This window comes from Roseomonas sp. BN140053 (genome assembly GCF_047690175.1).
In the GTDB taxonomy this organism is placed as follows: Bacteria; Pseudomonadota; Alphaproteobacteria; order Acetobacterales; family Acetobacteraceae; genus Roseomonas.
The window spans coordinates 20,629-35,971 of the sequence record NZ_JBLLEB010000030.1; the positions used below are offsets into that span (position 1 = coordinate 20,629).

Genomic DNA, 15,343 nt, shown 5'->3' on the forward strand with positions numbered 1-15,343 from the left:
GTAGCCGTGCCGCAGGTGCACCCCCATCCACCAGCGCCAACTCACGGCGGGGTCCGGGGACCTACGAGGTCCCCGGCGGGGGGGCGGGGGGCAGAGCCCCCCGCGGGCCACGCGGTGCGACGCGCCCATGAGCGTCCCCGCCTTCGCCGACCTGCTGGAGCGGCTGGTCTTCACCCCCGGGCGGCTGGCCAAGATCGCCCTGCTCAAGCGCTGGTTCGCGGAGCAGCCGGACCCCGACCGCGGCGTCGGGCTGGCGGCGCTGACGGGGGAGCTGGTGTTCACCGCGGCCAAGCCCAGCGTGGTCAAGGCGCTGGTGGCGGAGCGCACCGACCCCGTGCTGCTGGCCCTGAGCCAGGACTATGTGGGCGACCTGGCGGAAACCGTGGCGCTGATCTGGCGGCCACGCGAAGGGGTGAACACCCCGCCCCCCACGCTGAGCGAGGTGGTGGAAGGGCTGGAACTGGCCTCCCGCGCCGAGATCCCCAAGCTGATCGAGGGCTGGCTGGACAGCCTCGACGCGGGCGGCCGGCTGGCGCTGATCAAGCTGGTGACGGGCGCCCTGCGCGTGGGCGTCAACGCGCGCCTGGCCAAGACCGCGCTGGCGGAATGGGCGGGCCGCGGCGTGGACGAGGTGGAGGAGGTCTGGCACGGCATCGCGCCGCCCTACCTGCCGATCTTCCGCTGGCTGGAAGGCCGCGCCGAGCGCCCGGACCCCAAGGACGCCCCGGTGTTCCGCCCGCTGATGCTGGCCCACCCGCTGGAGGAGGCCGACCGTGCCGCCGTCGAGGCCGAGCCGGAGCGCTGGCGGGCGGAATGGAAGTGGGACGGCATTCGCGTGCAGATGGCGGCCTCGCCGGGCGGGCGCCGGCTGTGGAGCCGCACCGGCGAGGATGTGTCCGGTGCCTTTCCCGAGATCGTGGAAGCCATGGACTTCCACGCCACCTTGGACGGCGAGCTGCTGGTGGTGCGCGACGGGGTCGTGGCACCCTTCTCGGAACTGCAGCAGCGGCTGAACCGCAAGGTGATCACCCCCAAGATGCAGGCGGAGTTCCCCGTGTCCGTCCGCCTCTACGACCTGCTGGTGGAAGGGGATGAGGACCTGCGCGCCCTGCCCTTCGATATCAGGCGCGAGCGGCTGGAAGCCTGGGTGGCGCGGGTGAAGCCGGCGCGGATGGACCTGAGCGTGCCGATCGCCTTCTCCTCGCTGCACCACTTGGCCGAGCTGCGCGAAGGCGCGCGTGCCGCCTCCATCGAAGGGCTGATGCTCAAGCGCGCCGACAGCCCCTATGTCGCCGGGCGGGTGAAGGGCCTGTGGTGGAAGTGGAAGCGGGCGCCGCTGAACGTGGACGCGGTGGTGATGTACGCCCAGCGCGGCCACGGCAAGCGCTCCTCCTACTATTCCGACTACACCTTCGGCCTGTGGCGCACGAATGCGGACGGCACGCGCGAGCTGGTGCCGGTGGGCAAGGCCTATTCCGGCTTCACCGACCAGGAGCTGGTCTGGCTGGACCGCTGGATCCGCGAACACACCACCGGCCGCTTCGGCCCGGTGCGCGAGGTGGAGAAGGAACTGGTGCTGGAGGTGATCTTCGACGCCGCCCAGCTGTCCGGCCGCCATCGTTCCGGGGTGGCGATGCGCTTTCCCCGCATCGCCCGTATCCGCCGCGACAAGCCGGCGGCGGAGGCGGATACCTTGGACACCCTCCTGGCCATGGTGGAGGACCGTGCCCCGACGGAGGAGGCGCAAGCCCCGGCCTGACCGACCCGCGACGGATTACAAAGTTGCAACTCGTTCGCACTCGCCGTAAGCCTCGGGTTTCCTCCAGCTGGGAAACCTCTTCATGCTCCGCCGCAGCTTCCTCGCCGCCCTTGTCCTGGCGCTTCCCTCGGCGCTGCCGACGCCCGCCGTGGCGCAGGACCGCGGGGTGGTGAACGTGTATTCCGCCCGGCACTACGACAGCGACCGGCAGATCTGGGAGGCCTTCACCCGTGAGAGCGGCATCCGCGTCCGGGTGATCCAGGCCGATGCCGACCAGCTGATCGAGCGCATCCGCAACGAGGGCGCCAACAGCCCCGCCGACGTGTTCCTGACGGTGGACAGCGCCCGCCTCGCCCGCGCGGCGGATGCCGGGATCCTGGCGCCGTTCCGCTCCCCGACGGTCGAGAACCGCGTGCCTGCCGCGCTGCGCGACCCGCAGGGCCGCTGGTTCGCCGTGTCGCAGCGTGCCCGGGTCATCATGTACGACAAGCAGGCCGGCCGCCCCGAAGGGCTGAACCGCTACGAGGACCTGGCCGATCCGCGCTTCCGCGGGCAGATCTGCGTGCGCTCCGGCGCGCATTCCTACAACACCTCCATGACCGCCTCGATCCTGGCGGCCGACGGCGCTGCCGCCACGGAGAACTGGGCACGCGGCCTGGTGGCCAACCTCGCGCGGCCGCCGCAGGGGGGTGACCGCGACCAGATCGCCGCCCTGCCCACGGGGCAGTGCCGGATCGCCATCTCCAACACCTACTACCTCGGCGGTTACGGCCGTTCCGCGAACCCGGCCGAGCGGGCGCTGTTCGAGCGTGTGGGCGTGATCTTCCCCAACCAGGGCCAGGGCGATCGCGGAGCGCATGTGAACATTTCCGGCGCCGGCCTGGTGGGCACTGCGCCCAACCGTGACAACGCCGCGAAGCTGCTGGAATTCCTGACCGGCCACGAGGCGCAGGACGTGTTCTCGCAGGCCAACATGGAATACCCGGCGGTGGCGGACGCGCCGCTGCACCCTGCCCTGCGCTCCATGGGCACCTTCCGGGCTGAGCCGGTGAACGGGGCCCGTACCGCCGCCAACACCGCCGAAGCCCTGCAGATCGCCCAGCGCGCCGGCTGGCGCTGAGCGGGCGCGCGCCGGGCAGGATCGCCCGCCCGGCGCGCGGGGTTCATTCCCCCGTGCGATAGGCGCGCACGCGGGGGCGGCTGAGCTCCAGGTCGCGTTGGCTGGGGCCGATGGGGGTCCCCTCCTCCTCGGTGGTGCTGACCATCGGCACGCGGGTGCCGGTGGGCGGGTTCAGCGCCGCGGTGCCCATGCTGTCCGGCGTGCTGGTAGCCAGCACGCCCATCTCCGCCTCTTCCGCCGAGGCCCCGCCGCGATCCGCGTCGCGCAGGGTTTCCAGCGACGGGTCGTAGTCGGTCCAGCCGCTGCTGCACCATTCCGCGACGCGGGAGTCGAGGTCCACCGCGCCGTGCTGCTCGAACACGTCCAGCGCGTGTTCCACCTGCGCGTCTTCCAGCTCGGCGGTCAGCACGTAGCCGCCCTGGCGGACGCCCTCGGCGTAGACGTGACGGTCGGCGTCGGGGATGAACACGGCCAGCAGGGAGGATAGGAAGCCCCCCTCCTCCTCCGGCTTGGCCTCATCGGCGGCATGCACCCGGATGCGGTCGCGGCCGACACCGTCGTGGTGCACGAGGTGTTCGATCACGTGCTCGACCTCCTCGCGCTGGTCGAAAAGGCCGGTGATGATGCGCGCCATGCCGCCGCTGCTCCCTGTTGTGCCGCCGGGCCGTCCGCCCGGTCGGGCGAGGCAGCCGGCGCCCGGGGACGCAACGCGCGGTTCTCGGCGGCCCCGGGTGCGGCGCTTCCCTGCGCGGGAGACGACGTGAAAGGGAACAACAGCGCGGGTGCCACGGGGTTGCGGCACCCTGCCCCGGCAGCCTCGCCGCACCCGGCCGGACCAGGCCGTTCATCCGCCGGCCCGCGGTCGTTCCAGTTCCCGGGCGCTCTTGCTGGCAGGGAGGGCCGGTGCGATGGTCCGGCCGCTTCGCCGGCGGCTGAAACCGGGGCGGAACGTTGCTTTGTTGCCGGAACGAGGACCCCCGCATGGCCAAGATCAAGGTGAAGACCCCCGTCGTGGAGATGGACGGGGACGAGATGACCCGGATCATCTGGGGCTTCATCAAGGACCGGCTGATCCTGCCCTATCTCGACATCGACCTGAAGTATTTCGACCTCGGGATCGAGCACCGCGACGCCACCGACGACCAGGTGACGATCGACGCGGCCAACGCCAACAAGCAGTACGGCGTGGGCGTGAAGTGCGCCACCATCACCCCCGACGAGGCGCGGGTGACCGAGTTCGGCCTGAAGAAGATGTGGCGCTCGCCCAACGGCACGATCCGCAACATCCTGGACGGCACGATCTTCCGCGAGCCGATCATCTGCTCCAACGTGCCGCGCCTGGTGCCGCACTGGAGCAAGCCGATCGTGGTGGGCCGCCACGCCTATGGCGACATCTACCGCGCCGCCGAGACCAAGATCCCCGGCCCCGGCAAGGCGACCCTGATCTGGACGCCGGCCGAGGGCGGCGAGCCGATCGAGCTGGAAGTGTTCAACTTCAAGAGCCCCGGCGTGCTGATGGGCATGCACAACACCAAGCCGTCGATCGAGGGCTTCGCGCGGGCCAGCTTCAACTACGGGCTGGCGCGCAACATGCCGGTCTACCTGTCCACCAAGAACACGATCCTCAAGGCCTATGACGGCATGTTCAAGGACGTGTTCCAGGAGATCTTCGACGCCGACTTCAAGGCCGAGTACCAGAAGCGCGGCCTGACCTACGAGCACCGGCTGATCGACGACATGGTGGCCGCGGCGCTGAAGTGGGAAGGCGGCTATGTCTGGGCCTGCAAGAACTACGACGGCGACGTGGAGTCCGACATCGTGGCGCAGGGCTACGGCAGCCTCGGCCTGATGACCTCCGTGCTACTGGCGCCCGACGGCAACACGGTGGAGAGCGAGGCCGCGCACGGCACGGTGACGCGCCACTACCGCGAGCACCAGAAGGGCCGGGAAACCTCCACCAACCCGATCGCCTCGATCTTCGCCTGGACCCGTGGCCTGATCTACCGCGGCCGCTTCGACGGCACCCAGGACGTGGTGGACTTCGCCCAGGCGCTGGAGCAGGTCTGCGTCGAGACGGTGGAAGCCGGCCACATGACCAAGGACCTCGCCATCCTGATCGGCAAGGACCAGCCCTGGCTCAACACCCAGGCCTTCCTAGCCAAGCTGGACGAGAACCTGAAGGCCAAGATGGGCTGACGCCCACCCGCCACGGCGGTTGCTTCCCGGGGGCGGGTGCCGTGCATGGCGCCCGCCCCCGTTCCGTTTCGGCGCCCCGTGTCCCGTCCCTCAGAGGGTCGGTGGCACGCCCGGTGCACCGCGGGGCCGCATGACCGCTTTCCTGTCCAGCCTCGACCTCCTGGCCCTGGCCGTCTTCTTCCTGTGCTGGGTCGGCTATGCCCTGGTGGTGGACCGTGTTCCCACCATCCGCCGGCGTAGCGTGATCACGGCGATGGACGAGCAGCGGCGGCGCTGGCTGCTGGCCACGCTGCCGCGCGAGAACCGGGTGGCGGACGTCGCCATCATCGGCAACCTGATGTCCTCCACCTCTTTCCTGGCCAACACCTGCATCTTCATTGTGGGCGGGTTGATGGCGCTGCTGGCGGCGCCGGAGGTGGGCCGGCGCGTGCTGACCGCCATGCCCTTCGCCGGCAGCATGTTGTCCGACGGCGCTTGGGAAGCCCGCATCCTGCTGCTGCTGGTGATCTTCGTGCGCGCCTTCTTCGAGCTGACCTGGGCGCTGCGGCAGTTCAACTACGGCTCCATCCTGATCGGCGGCTTGCCGCGCGACCCGGTGGCAGGCGTGCCGGCGGCGGAGATCGGCGCGCGGGTGGTCAACCGCGCGGCGCGACACTTCAACACGGGGCTGCGGGCCTATTACTTCGGCCTCGCCGCCCTGGCCTGGATCCTTCATCCGCTGGCGCTGATCGGGGCCAGTCTCTGGGTGCTATGGGAGTTGTACCGGCGGGAATTCCGGTCCGCCGTGCGGCAAGCGGTGCAGGAAAGCGCGGGCTGATGCCGGTAGCTGTGACAGCGGTGTTCGACCCGGTAGCGACGGCTGGTCTAGCGCGGCTGATTGGTCGCCTGAGTGCCGCCGGCCTGTCACGCAGCCAAGAGTCGCTGGGCTACCTGCCGCACCTGACTCTGGCCGTGCAGAACACGGAGGATACAGGGCTTGCCGGAGCAGCCGCACGCGATGTGCTTGCGCAGCTTCCAGCCAGACTGGAATTATCGGGGCTAGCGGTGTTCCCCGGCACACCATCGGTGCTCTACGCCGCGGCCGTTCCCACGATGAGCTGGCTCGAGATGCACGCAGCACTGTGCGGACGGTTGGACAGGGTGGAGGAGCATTTTCGCCAGGGGAACTGGGTGCCACACATTACACTGGCGGCCGACCTAGAACCCGGCCGGCTCTGCGAAGCGATGGGGCTGCTACTGGCGGGATGGTCAACCAGTACGCTGCAGGTGCGCGCCCTGGAAGTGGTGCGTTTCCCTCCGGTCCGCTGCGAGTTGCACCTGCCTCGTACCTGAGTGGCGGGTGCTTTCGCATTCAGGGAATGGTTTCGGGAAATACGTGCCGTCCATCCGCGCCCAGCGGCACGTGGCCGGCGAACACCACCGCCGAAACCGGCAGCACGCCGTAGAGATGCGGAAACAGCCCGGGCCGCTTGCCGCCCGCGGCCGCTTCCCAGCGCAGCGCCTCGCCCAGTGCCGCGGCATCGGCCGTGATCAGCCACAGGTCGGCCTCGCCGGCGCGATGCTTGTGCGCGCTCTCCCGCAGCTGCGCCGCGGTGGAGAAGTGGAGAAAGCCGTCGCGCCGGTCGTCGGCACTGCCGGCATAATGCCCGGCGGCGAGGGCGGCGCGCCAGTCCGCGCCGCGCACGAGGGTGTGGATCTGCGGTTCCATGATGCCGAGGCTTACCACCCGGCCCCGGCACCTGTCGCGGTGCCGGGGCCGCGGGTGCGGCGGCGTCAGCCCACCGCCGCCAGTCGCGGGCGGGCCGGGGCCGCGGGCGGGGCGGCCGGGGACAGGCGATAGAACAGCAGCCCGCCGATCTCCGCCACCGGCAGCTGCGCCAGCGCCCAGCCGGGCTGCGCGTCGTCGCCGTGATAGTGCGTCGCCCCACCCGTGCTGTCCGGCAGGGCACCGGCCACCGCGCGCGCCGCGATGCGGCGGCAGATCGCCATGGTCGCATCCGCGGCGCGCTCGCCGCCGGGTGCTGCGGCGCGCAGCGCGGCGTGGTTGCCGTGCCGGGGGTTCCAGCAGGGGAACTGGAAGGGCGCGCGGCACACGGCCTCGATGCCGTGGCCCCAGTGCGGCCGGCCGGCCGCGACCCGGTTCAGCACCACGGAGGCCAGGGCCTCCAGCGCCCGCACGGGACGGTGCCCAGCCTCGGCGAACAGGGTCAGGGCCAGCACGGCGGCGTCGCGGGCACGCAGGGCGGTGGCGTCGTTCAGAGTGGCGCTCATGGGCGGTCATCCTCCAGGGCGGCCACCCGCACGGCGGCCATCGTGGCGGCCCGGGTGGCTTCGTCGAGCTTGTTTTCGATGCGCAGCAGGTGCTGCGTCAGGCGGTTGTCCACGTCGCGGATCAGCGACAGCGGCACGTAGGTCCGCGCCACTTCCAGCTTGAAGGCGGCGACGTCCTCGCGCGTGCGCTCCAGCGCGGCGTCGTTGTCGCAGGGCGGTCCTTTCGGTCGGCCGGGCGGGCCGAGCCCATCGGCGCGTCCCGGGCGGGATGGCTGGGCTCCGCGCAGGGCCCAGCCCAGCAGGCCTGCCGGCAGCACCGTCAGGGCGAGGTGGATCCAGGACGGATCCGGCGGTGACAGCATCGCGGGTGATCCTTCGTGAGGGACGGACAGGGGCCGCAACCGGCGCCTCGGCGCCGGGAGAGACGGTTCAGGGGCTCGCCGCGCCACCAGGGCCGGCACCTTCGCCGGCCAGGGGCGGCTGCTCCGCCGGCAGTGCCGCGATGGCGTCCAGCCGCGGCAGGGGCTGGGCCGGGAAGCCGGCGAGGTCGCGCCGGCCGCGCGGGGCCAGCACGGCCTGCTGCAGGTCGCGGAACTCCCGCCACAGCTCGTGCGCCTTGGCGTGCCAGGCATGCGCCAGGGTCCAGGCCCGGTTACGCTCGGCTTCCAGCTCCGCGACGCGGCGGCGCACGCGCTCCAGCTCCTGCTCCTGCCGGTTGATCCAGTTCGTCTGGCGCGCGTCGAAGGTCGCGAGCACGCTGGCGCGTTCCTGCGCTTCACGGTCGTCGCGCTTGTCCTGGCTGGCCGTGCGCGTGCTCAGCCAGGCACTGCGGGCGTTCAACCACAGGCCCAGGGCGGAGATGACGCCGGACACGAGCACGACCCACCAGGGGTTGGGATTCTCCGACATGTCATCCGCACTCCCCTGGCAACCGCTGACCCACGCCCCGCCCGCCACCCCGGCGGGGGGGTGCGGTCGGGCGGGGCTGGCCGGGGGGGCGGGATGGCTCAGCCTGCATGATCGTGGCCGATCCGCACCGGCCGTCGCGCGGGGGCGGGACGCAGGGCTTCGGCCGAGGCCGGGACGGGCACGGCATCGGAACTCCTTCCGGATGGCTGGGGCGGGGTGGCGGAAGCGGCAGCGCTCGCGCGCGGCGCATCGGGTGTGCTAGGGGGTTAGGCCGTGACCTGGAACGAGCCCTACCTCGAAACCTGCTGCCGCTCGGCCCTGCACCGGCTGCGGCAGGTGGGCGAGGCCGGACGCCCGGCGGGGCTGCCGGACGATCCCTGCCTGCGCCGGCTGGACGGCATGGGGCTGGCGCGGCTGGGCACGCATGGCCGCTTCAGCATCACGCCCGCCGGCGCGGCGCGGCACGACAGCGAGATCCTGAAGAAGCGCGCGGCCTGATCGCTGACAGCTTGGCGGCAAGTCTGCCGCCCGGCCCTTCCCGCTCAGGCCCCGTGCCAGCCCGGCCCGCGCGCGGCGGGCGGCAGGCCGGGCAGGCGCACCGGCTCGGCCAGCAGGCAGCCCGCCACCGCGTCCAGGGCGTCGTCGCGTGCCCCCGCCGCGTCGGGCCGCCAAGCCGCCATCTCGGCGGCGAAGGGCGTGCGGAACACGCTCTCGTGGGCCAGCAACCGGCGCGCGGCCAGGGCGGGGTCCAGCGCGCTCAGGATGCGCTCCCGCTTGGGGCGGTGATTGTTGTGCTCCACCACCGTGCAGGCGACGCCGGCGCGGGCCAGCTCGCGCCGCAGCAGCGCCGGCAGGAAGCGGCCGATGCCGTTGGTCTCGACCCGTACCACCGGCAGCAGTAGCTCCCGCGCGACCGCCGCCACCTGCATGCATTGCTGCGTCGCCGGGTCGGGTTGCGCGTCCAGCTCCTGCGTCAGGAAGGCCAGGCGGTGCAGGTAGTGCCGCCCCTCGGCATCGGCGTAGGTGGCGGCCAGCACGCTGCCATCCCCCACCCCGGGGCGGCCATAGGCAGGGTCCCAGTAACCGCCGCCCGATACCAGCCGCCGCCCCAGCAGCGACAACACGGGGCGGCCGCCGGCCTCGTGGTACTGGGTGTTCTCGGCGTAGCGCAGGACCAGCGCGGGATCGAGCCGCGCCGCGCTCTCGGCCACGGCCTGCAGCAGCATCTGGCGGGCGAAGTGCAGCGGGCCGACGCGCTCGCGCAGCGCCTCGATCCCGGCCTGGGAGAAGCGTTCCGGCCAGGCGGAACGGCCGGCCGTGTCCAGCAGCGGCAGTTGCAGGCGCCGATAGCCGCGCAGAAAGGCGTCCGGTGCGTCGGCGGGGGCGTAGAGACTCTCGGCGCAATGCGGCGTGCCGACGTAAAGGACGGTGCCGCCGGGCATCAGCACGAACTCGGTTTCCGCCAGCCGCTCGCGTAGCTCGGCACGCTTGCCGGCCGTGTCGCAGTTCCCCGCGACCTCCACGTCGTCGCACACGATCACGTCGGCCCGCGCCCCGGTGATGTTGCCGCCGATGCCGGCGGCCAGCATGGAAGGGTCGCGCAGCGCACCCTCGCGCCGCACGCTGAAACGGTCCGCCGCCCAGTCGCCGGCGCCGTCGGGCAGCAAGTGGTGGCACAGCGGGTGGCGGCCGATGATGCGCCGCACCGTGGCCACCATCTTGGTTGCCAGCGCGTGGTCGGCCGCCAGCACGAGGATGCGCAGTTGCGGGTCGCGCAGCAGCCGCCAGGCGCACCACAACCCCACCAGCGTGGACTTGCCGCAGCCGCGAAAGGCCATCAGCAGCAGGCGGCGATCCTCGGCGGCGTGGCGCGCGTCCAGCCAGCGGGCGATGCGGCGGTGGATATCGGGGGTGGATTGGCCGTTGCGGCTGTTCCACGCCCAGGCGAATTCCAGGAAGTCAGGCGGCGTCTCCGTCGTCGTCATGCGCTTCCCTTTCGGCGATCTCGGCCCGGACCTGTGCCAGCAGCTGCGCGCTTTCCCCCGCCCCGGCCGCGTCCCCGGGAGTGATGCTGCGGGCGAGCTTGACCAGGTGTTCCAGGTGCGCGAGCGCCGCGCGCGCCGCGGCGTGAAAGGCGGCGAAAGCCTTGGCGTCCTCGTGCCCGCCGGGACCGGGCCCGGCGGACAGAAAGGCGTCGTAGTCCTGCACCACCCGCTGCGCCGCCTGCTGCAGCTCGGCCAGTGAGGTGTCCGGCAGCTTCACGGCGCCACCTGCCGGAAGCGGCGGCCCCGTCGGGCACCCCGCGGCGACGCCGGAGGGAAACCGTGGCGCATCGGCCGCCTCACAGCCGAGGCTTGGTGACGCGGACGAACAGGGTGCCGGGCCCCACGGTGATGCTGCCGCCGCTGATGTTCTGCGCGGTGACGCGCACCTGGTCGGCGCCGGCGGTGCCGCCGACGCTGCCGTGAAACACCACGCCACCGTTCTGGAAGCCGCTGGACTTGCTGAAACCCACCTGCACCACGTCGCCCTGCCGCGCACCCAGCACCGTCACGTCGCGGGTGGCGGTGGCGCCGGCGGCCAGGGCGGGGATGTCCCAGCCGGGGTCCTTCACCGTGTATTCGCGCACGCCCCAGCGGCGGTTGTTGCCGTAGAACAGCCGCGGCGCGCTCAGGTGGCCGGCGTAGAGCCGCAGGGCCCGCAGCGTCGCCGCGGCGCTGCCGCCGCGCACGCCGATCACCGCGAAGGCCGCCGCGTCGGCCAGGGTGACGCGCTGCAGCTGGTTCAGCGGGAAGCCGCCCACCAGGCTATCCAGGTTAGCGTTGCCTTCCCACCAGCACGGGCCGCCGGCCCAGAGGATGTTCATGTTGGACAGCAGCGCCGGCGAGCTGTCGGCCAGCACGGTGCCCGAGGCGTCGAACTGCTGCACGATCGGCCGCAGCTCGGAACCTTCGGCCGCCACGAAGAACTCCTTGCAGGCGGAACTGTCCACCACGAAGCCCAGGGCACGGGAGGTGGGCAGGCCGATCTCCTCCAGGCCCAGGCCGATCTGGTCCAGGCCGGGAAAGCAGAAGCCGTCCAGCGTGGTGGGCGGCCCGGCCGGGTTGCCGGACAGCACCGCCATGCCCTCGAAGCCGACGCCCTCCGCGGAAACCATCGTTTGCCGGAAGGCGCGCGCCCGGACGTTGTCGGCCGCGGCGATCAGGCGGGGCGAGCCGTAGGAGGCGGCTGCCTGGTGCAGCGGCAGCACCGTGCCGCCCGCGCGGTTGGAGCCGGCATAGAGCACGGAGCAGCCGCGGAAGCCGTAGGTGCCGACGTAGGACACCTCGTAGACGGCGTCGTTGAAGGAGCCGGAATGCTTCGCCACGAAGGGCGAGCAGGCTTCCATGCGCACGCCATTGGCACGCAGCCCGCGGCCGTCCACTTCCAGCAGGAAGGGAATGGCTTCCACCGTGCCGGGCGTGCCCTGGCGCTGCAGCTCGAAGGCCGGACCTTCGAAGAGATGCGCGTTGTGTAGCGTGTAGCCGCCGGGATCGCGCGACAGGCGCACCCCGTAGCGCGACAGGGTCGGGTGGCTGGCGGAGCTGTTGGCGAAGTGGCCGCCGATGTAGCGCACCGAGTTGTTCCAGCCCGTGGCCGCAGCGGTGCGGATATCCAGCCCGATGCGGTTGTCCACGATGCGGCCGAGGTAGACCGTGCTGTCCTCGAAGCCGCGCTCCACGCCCAGGGTGCGCAGGCCGATCGTGAAGCCCTCGATCTGCCGGATGTCCAGCGCGGAACCGTCGAGGTTGCGCGCCACCACGCCGATGTCGCTCTCGTTCTCCCAGGAGGAGATGCGGGCGCGCAGCACGCGGATGCCCTGGTACAGCTTGGCCTGGTTACGGGCGTTGCCGCCGTCGCCGATGGTCAGCGCCGCCTGCCCGTCCGGCCCGGCGTAGAGGATGGCGCCGCGCATGCTCAGCCCCGCCGCGGCGCCGGGAAACACCAGCGGCATGCTGGTGCGGAAGCTGCCCTCGCCGATGTCGAGATACTTGCCCGAAGCCGCGGCGGCATTCATGGCGGCCTGCAGCGCGGCACCATCATCCGTCACGCCGTCGCCGGTGGCGCCGAAGTCGCGGGCCGAGAGGCGCTCGTTGAGCTTGTCCTCCACCGAGCGCGGGATGCCGCCGGGAAAGGGCACGGAGATCCCGGCGTCGCCGCGCGAGAACACCGTCAGGTCGCCCAGCGAGTCGAAGCCCAGCAGCCGGTTGGCGCGCGCCGGCCGCATCGGCAGGGTCAGCCGCCCGCCGACCTCGCCGGGGTCGAGGCGGATGGCGTTGGCCACGTCCTCCGATACTTCCTGCAGCGCGGCGGTCTGGCGGTCCAGCTCATCGTTCAGCGTGTCGGCGCGCAGCACGCCGTTGGGCTGGAAGTCGGTGGTGCGGTCGATGCGCAGGCGGCGGCGCAGCAGCACTTGCGCGTTGGCCGCTGGCGGCACGGCGAAGGCCACCGTGCCGCCTTCCGAATGGCCGGTGCCGGAGATGGCGTAGCCACCGCCGAGCAGCAGCCCGTCCACCCGCACTTCCAGGTCGGCGAGGTCGAAGATCGGAAAAGGAAAAACGAAGACGGACTGGCCGCCGCTGGCCACGTAGTGCACGCGCGGCGCGACGTCGCCGATGCGGATGTGCTCGGCCATGGGGGTCTCCGGATCTGCGAGGGGTCGAGGAAGAGCCGCGCCGCCATTCCGGGCGGGCCGCTGCACCCCCTTGGCGGGGGTGCCGGTGCGTGTTCAGTCCAGCAGGTTGCGGGCGGCGCTGGCGAAGGAGGAGCCGGCGCGCAGCCAGGTCGTCAGCGAACCATCGGTGTTCAGCAGGGAACGGCGCCCGGCGGCGAGGCGCGCGGCGCGCAGGGCAGCATCCTCCTCCGTGTCCTGCGCGGCGTCGCGCCGCAGCCCCGCCGTGACCGCTGCCGCCGAGCCCTGGTCCGGCTGCAGCCCGGAAGCCGCGGCGCGGGCGCGCACGGAAGCCAGGGTGCGGTCCAGCGTGTCCTGCCGGGCGCGCGCCTCGGCCTGCGCCTGCACGGCGGCGACCTGGGCCTGCGCCACGTTCTGCTCGGCCTGCTGCGCCGCCTGGTTCCTGGCGACCTTGCTCTGTTCCTGGGCCTTGTGAACCGTCGAGTAGATCGACAGTCCCGTGCCCACCAGCGCCGCGACGGGTGCGAGCTGCGCCATCAGTCGGTCATCCTCGTGTCTGTTGTCACGGAAAGCAGGGTGAAAGGCAGCGGCGCATCCGAGGCGACGAGCCAGACCGGCCGCAGCGCGTCGCGCGACCAGCCCAGCGCGCGCAGCGTGATGTCGCCGGTGAAGGCGGGCGGCCCGCTATCCAGCAGCGGCGTGTCCAGCCGGCGCAGCGGCACCGGCTGCGCCCCGCGCCCGAGATCCACGGCCATGGCCCTGGTGTCGAGCAGCCGGAAGGTGGCGCTGACCAACCGGCGCGGGCCGCCGGTGACGCCGGGCTGGCCCGCCATCTCGGCCGGCAGGGGCTCCACCACGTGGGTGAAGGGCAGCCCCGCTTCCACCGACACCGCCGCGCGTTCCAGCGTCACGGCACCGGCGGAAACCTTGGCGTTGGCCACCGGCGCGCCCTCGGCCACCACGGCCAGGCTGCGGGTTTCCAGATGCCCCAGCCCGGTCCAGCGCTTCTGCGCCGTGCCGGCCGTGCCGGTGATCGCGGCGTCGGTGTTCAGCGCCGGGTCGAAGCGTTCCAGCCGCGTGGTGCCGAAGCGCTCCACCGCGGCCCAGATCGTGCCGTCGATCTCGGCAAGAGAGCGAAAGGCGCCCGCCGTGTCCTGGCGCGTCCAGGCGGTGATGGACTCCGCCCGGAACAGCGTCAGCGTGGCCAGCGAACCGTCCGCCATGGCCAGGTGCAGCAGCCGGCGCCGCTGGTCAAAGGCCATGGCCACCGGATCCGCCACGAGGTGCCGCGCGGTGATGGCGAGATCGCCGGCCTGATAGGCGCCCTGCACCTCCGTATAGGCGAACTCGTAGACGGCGTTGCCGGTGCGGGCGACGAAGATGGTGCTGCCATCCACGTCCACCGGCGGCACCGAGCGCCCCACCGGCGAGCCGATGCGGGTCTGCCGGTTCAGCTGGATCGAGGCGGGGGTGAGCGGCTCCCCCGTTACCATCCACTCGGCACCGGAGGTGAAGACCTGCAGGTGGCGGCCCGAGAACACGGCGCGGATGGCGTTCACCTGGTCCGACACCAGCCCGAACGCGATCGCCTCATCGTCCAGCCCGGTGCCGAGGTCGAAGTCGCCGGCCGAGCCGGAACGGCTCAGCCACAGCCAGTTGGGCAGTTCGCGCGAGCCGCCCAGCACGAGGCGCTGCTGGTGGAAGCAGGCGGTGGCGGGCCAGCCATGCGCGCCGAAGGCGGCCTCGTCCCAGTTCGCCGTGGCATCGCCCGCCGTCAGCGGATCCTCCACCATCGCGGTGGCGCTGCGCGGGTTGCTCACCGCGGTGATCCGCACCCGCTTGCCGTTGATGCGAAGACGCCGGCCGAGATGCCCGTCGCGGAACACGTCGGCGCTGGCCGTCAGCACCGTGCTGCCGGCCAGCGCCGAGGCGGCCAGGGTGATGTCAGGCGCGGCGAAGCGGTGGAAGGGCTCGCGGGCGAGGACGAATTCCGCCAGCGTCCAGCTCGCCGGCCCCGTGCAGGTGAGGCGCTGCGGCGGCATGTCGGGATGCACCAGCAGCAGCGTGTCGGCGCTCTGCGTCCAGTTCAGCCCGGGCAGCATCGCCTCCGTCCAGGGCCCGGACAGCTCGGCCTGCAACGCATCGTTCTTGATGACGCGCAGCTTGTTGTGCAGGAACACCAGCAGATAGGTCTGCTCCGTGCCGTACTCGAAGGCGACGAGGCGCGCGGGGCCGGGAAGTTCCGCGACGTGGCGCAGGCCGGGGCGGCGGGTGACGCCGCCGGTGGGCTGCAGGAACAGGTTGCGCAGGCGCCGTGCGCCGTTGTCGTAGGCGCTGGTGTCGCCGCGCCCGAGCATCTCGGGCGCCAGCTCCCCCGCGGTGAAGGCGGTCTTGGCGCGTCGGCTGGCAGCCATGG

At 72.1% G+C, this 15,343-nt stretch carries 16 protein-coding genes; 6 read left to right on the plus strand and 10 right to left on the minus strand.

Going from position 1 to position 15,343, the window contains the following annotated elements:
• Positions 1-127: 127 nt before the first annotated feature.
• Both ACLIBK_RS19935 and ACLIBK_RS19940 read left to right on the plus strand, forming a co-directional pair.
• Positions 128-1,759, plus strand: coding sequence for a cisplatin damage response ATP-dependent DNA ligase (locus ACLIBK_RS19935; protein ID WP_415389051.1), 1,632 nt, complete (start codon positions 128-130; stop codon positions 1,757-1,759).
• 82 nt (positions 1,760-1,841) lie between these two features.
• Positions 1,842-2,879: an extracellular solute-binding protein gene (locus ACLIBK_RS19940; protein ID WP_415389052.1), complete on the plus strand. Its 1,038-nt coding sequence runs from the start codon at positions 1,842-1,844 to the stop codon at positions 2,877-2,879.
• Positions 2,880-2,922: 43 nt separating this feature from the next.
• Here ACLIBK_RS19940 and ACLIBK_RS19945 read toward each other — a convergent pair whose 3' ends face one another.
• Positions 2,923-3,513 carry a hypothetical protein gene (locus tag ACLIBK_RS19945; protein WP_415389053.1) on the minus strand — a complete coding sequence of 197 codons (591 nt, stop codon included), beginning with the start codon at positions 3,511-3,513 and terminating at the stop codon, positions 2,923-2,925.
• A 347-nt stretch (positions 3,514-3,860) separates the two neighbouring features.
• On the opposite strand from ACLIBK_RS19945, the gene ACLIBK_RS19950 reads away from it, so the two are divergent.
• From ACLIBK_RS19950 to ACLIBK_RS19960, 3 genes are all read left to right on the plus strand, one after another.
• Positions 3,861-5,075 (plus strand): NADP-dependent isocitrate dehydrogenase, encoded by a 1,215-nt coding sequence (locus tag ACLIBK_RS19950; protein ID WP_415389054.1) that lies wholly within the window; start codon positions 3,861-3,863, stop codon positions 5,073-5,075.
• Between the two features lie 130 nt (positions 5,076-5,205).
• Positions 5,206-5,892, plus strand: coding sequence for a DUF599 domain-containing protein (locus ACLIBK_RS19955; protein WP_415389055.1), 687 nt, complete (start codon positions 5,206-5,208; stop codon positions 5,890-5,892).
• The gene (locus tag ACLIBK_RS19960) at positions 5,892-6,407 is read left to right on the plus strand and encodes a 2'-5' RNA ligase family protein (protein WP_415389056.1); all 516 of its coding nucleotides are present in this window, start codon (positions 5,892-5,894) and stop codon (positions 6,405-6,407) included. Before ACLIBK_RS19955 ends, ACLIBK_RS19960 begins: the two co-directional genes overlap by 1 nt.
• A 19-nt stretch (positions 6,408-6,426) precedes the next feature.
• Here ACLIBK_RS19960 and ACLIBK_RS19965 read toward each other — a convergent pair whose 3' ends face one another.
• The 4 genes from ACLIBK_RS19965 to ACLIBK_RS19980 form a co-directional block, all read right to left on the minus strand.
• Complete coding sequence (locus ACLIBK_RS19965) at positions 6,427-6,783, minus strand: DUF952 domain-containing protein (protein WP_415389057.1); 357 nt, start codon at positions 6,781-6,783, stop codon at positions 6,427-6,429.
• Positions 6,784-6,848: 65 nt separating this feature from the next.
• The gene (locus ACLIBK_RS19970; RefSeq protein ID WP_415389058.1) at positions 6,849-7,346 is read right to left on the minus strand and encodes a cell wall hydrolase; all 498 of its coding nucleotides are present in this window, start codon (positions 7,344-7,346) and stop codon (positions 6,849-6,851) included.
• Positions 7,343-7,708: a hypothetical protein gene (locus tag ACLIBK_RS19975; protein ID WP_415389059.1), complete on the minus strand. Its 366-nt coding sequence runs from the start codon at positions 7,706-7,708 to the stop codon at positions 7,343-7,345. Before ACLIBK_RS19975 ends, ACLIBK_RS19970 begins: the two co-directional genes overlap by 4 nt.
• Positions 7,709-7,775: 67 nt before the next feature.
• Positions 7,776-8,255 carry a hypothetical protein gene (locus ACLIBK_RS19980; RefSeq protein WP_415389060.1) on the minus strand — a complete coding sequence of 160 codons (480 nt, stop codon included), beginning with the start codon at positions 8,253-8,255 and terminating at the stop codon, positions 7,776-7,778.
• A gap of 273 nt (positions 8,256-8,528) precedes the next feature.
• On the opposite strand from ACLIBK_RS19980, the gene ACLIBK_RS19985 reads away from it, so the two are divergent.
• The gene (locus tag ACLIBK_RS19985; protein WP_415389061.1) at positions 8,529-8,753 is read left to right on the plus strand and encodes a hypothetical protein; all 225 of its coding nucleotides are present in this window, start codon (positions 8,529-8,531) and stop codon (positions 8,751-8,753) included.
• 44 nt (positions 8,754-8,797) lie between these two features.
• On the opposite strand, the gene terL is transcribed toward ACLIBK_RS19985, so the two are convergent.
• The 5 genes from terL to ACLIBK_RS20010 all read right to left on the minus strand — a co-directional run bounded on the left by terL (position 8,798) and on the right by ACLIBK_RS20010 (position 15,341).
• Positions 8,798-10,240, minus strand: a complete 1,443-nt coding sequence (gene terL, locus ACLIBK_RS19990) for a phage terminase large subunit (protein WP_415389062.1) — start codon at positions 10,238-10,240, stop codon at positions 8,798-8,800.
• Positions 10,215-10,517 (minus strand): hypothetical protein, encoded by a 303-nt coding sequence (locus ACLIBK_RS19995; protein ID WP_415389063.1) that lies wholly within the window; start codon positions 10,515-10,517, stop codon positions 10,215-10,217. The genes terL and ACLIBK_RS19995 overlap by 26 nt, the downstream gene beginning before the upstream one ends.
• Before the next feature lie 79 nt (positions 10,518-10,596).
• Positions 10,597-12,930, minus strand: coding sequence for a glycosyl hydrolase family 28-related protein (locus ACLIBK_RS20000; protein ID WP_415389064.1), 2,334 nt, complete (start codon positions 12,928-12,930; stop codon positions 10,597-10,599).
• A 93-nt stretch (positions 12,931-13,023) separates the two neighbouring features.
• Positions 13,024-13,464: a hypothetical protein gene (locus tag ACLIBK_RS20005; protein ID WP_415389065.1), complete on the minus strand. Its 441-nt coding sequence runs from the start codon at positions 13,462-13,464 to the stop codon at positions 13,024-13,026.
• A complete protein-coding gene (locus ACLIBK_RS20010; protein ID WP_415389066.1) occupies positions 13,464-15,341 on the minus strand; it encodes a hypothetical protein in 1,878 nt (625 codons plus the stop codon). Before ACLIBK_RS20010 ends, ACLIBK_RS20005 begins: the two co-directional genes overlap by 1 nt.
• Positions 15,342-15,343 lie beyond the last annotated feature (2 nt).

Coding starts and splice junctions, on each gene's coding strand:
- ACLIBK_RS19935 (WP_415389051.1), top strand. CDS start 128: ATGAGCGTCCCCGCCTTCGCCGACCTGCTGGAGCGGCTGGTCTTCACC.
- ACLIBK_RS20000 (WP_415389064.1), bottom strand. CDS start 12,930: ATGGCCGAGCACATCCGCATCGGCGACGTCGCGCCGCGCGTGCACTAC.
- ACLIBK_RS20010 (WP_415389066.1), bottom strand. CDS start 15,341: ATGGCTGCCAGCCGACGCGCCAAGACCGCCTTCACCGCGGGGGAGCTG.
- ACLIBK_RS19975 (WP_415389059.1), bottom strand. CDS start 7,708: ATGCTGTCACCGCCGGATCCGTCCTGGATCCACCTCGCCCTGACGGTG.
- ACLIBK_RS19945 (WP_415389053.1), bottom strand. CDS start 3,513: ATGGCGCGCATCATCACCGGCCTTTTCGACCAGCGCGAGGAGGTCGAG.
- ACLIBK_RS19965 (WP_415389057.1), bottom strand. CDS start 6,783: ATGGAACCGCAGATCCACACCCTCGTGCGCGGCGCGGACTGGCGCGCC.
- ACLIBK_RS19940 (WP_415389052.1), top strand. CDS start 1,842: ATGCTCCGCCGCAGCTTCCTCGCCGCCCTTGTCCTGGCGCTTCCCTCG.
- ACLIBK_RS19950 (WP_415389054.1), top strand. CDS start 3,861: ATGGCCAAGATCAAGGTGAAGACCCCCGTCGTGGAGATGGACGGGGAC.
- terL (WP_415389062.1), bottom strand. CDS start 10,240: ATGACGACGACGGAGACGCCGCCTGACTTCCTGGAATTCGCCTGGGCG.
- ACLIBK_RS19970 (WP_415389058.1), bottom strand. CDS start 7,346: ATGAGCGCCACTCTGAACGACGCCACCGCCCTGCGTGCCCGCGACGCC.
- ACLIBK_RS20005 (WP_415389065.1), bottom strand. CDS start 13,464: ATGGCGCAGCTCGCACCCGTCGCGGCGCTGGTGGGCACGGGACTGTCG.
- ACLIBK_RS19980 (WP_415389060.1), bottom strand. CDS start 8,255: ATGTCGGAGAATCCCAACCCCTGGTGGGTCGTGCTCGTGTCCGGCGTC.
- ACLIBK_RS19955 (WP_415389055.1), top strand. CDS start 5,206: ATGACCGCTTTCCTGTCCAGCCTCGACCTCCTGGCCCTGGCCGTCTTC.
- ACLIBK_RS19960 (WP_415389056.1), top strand. CDS start 5,892: ATGCCGGTAGCTGTGACAGCGGTGTTCGACCCGGTAGCGACGGCTGGT.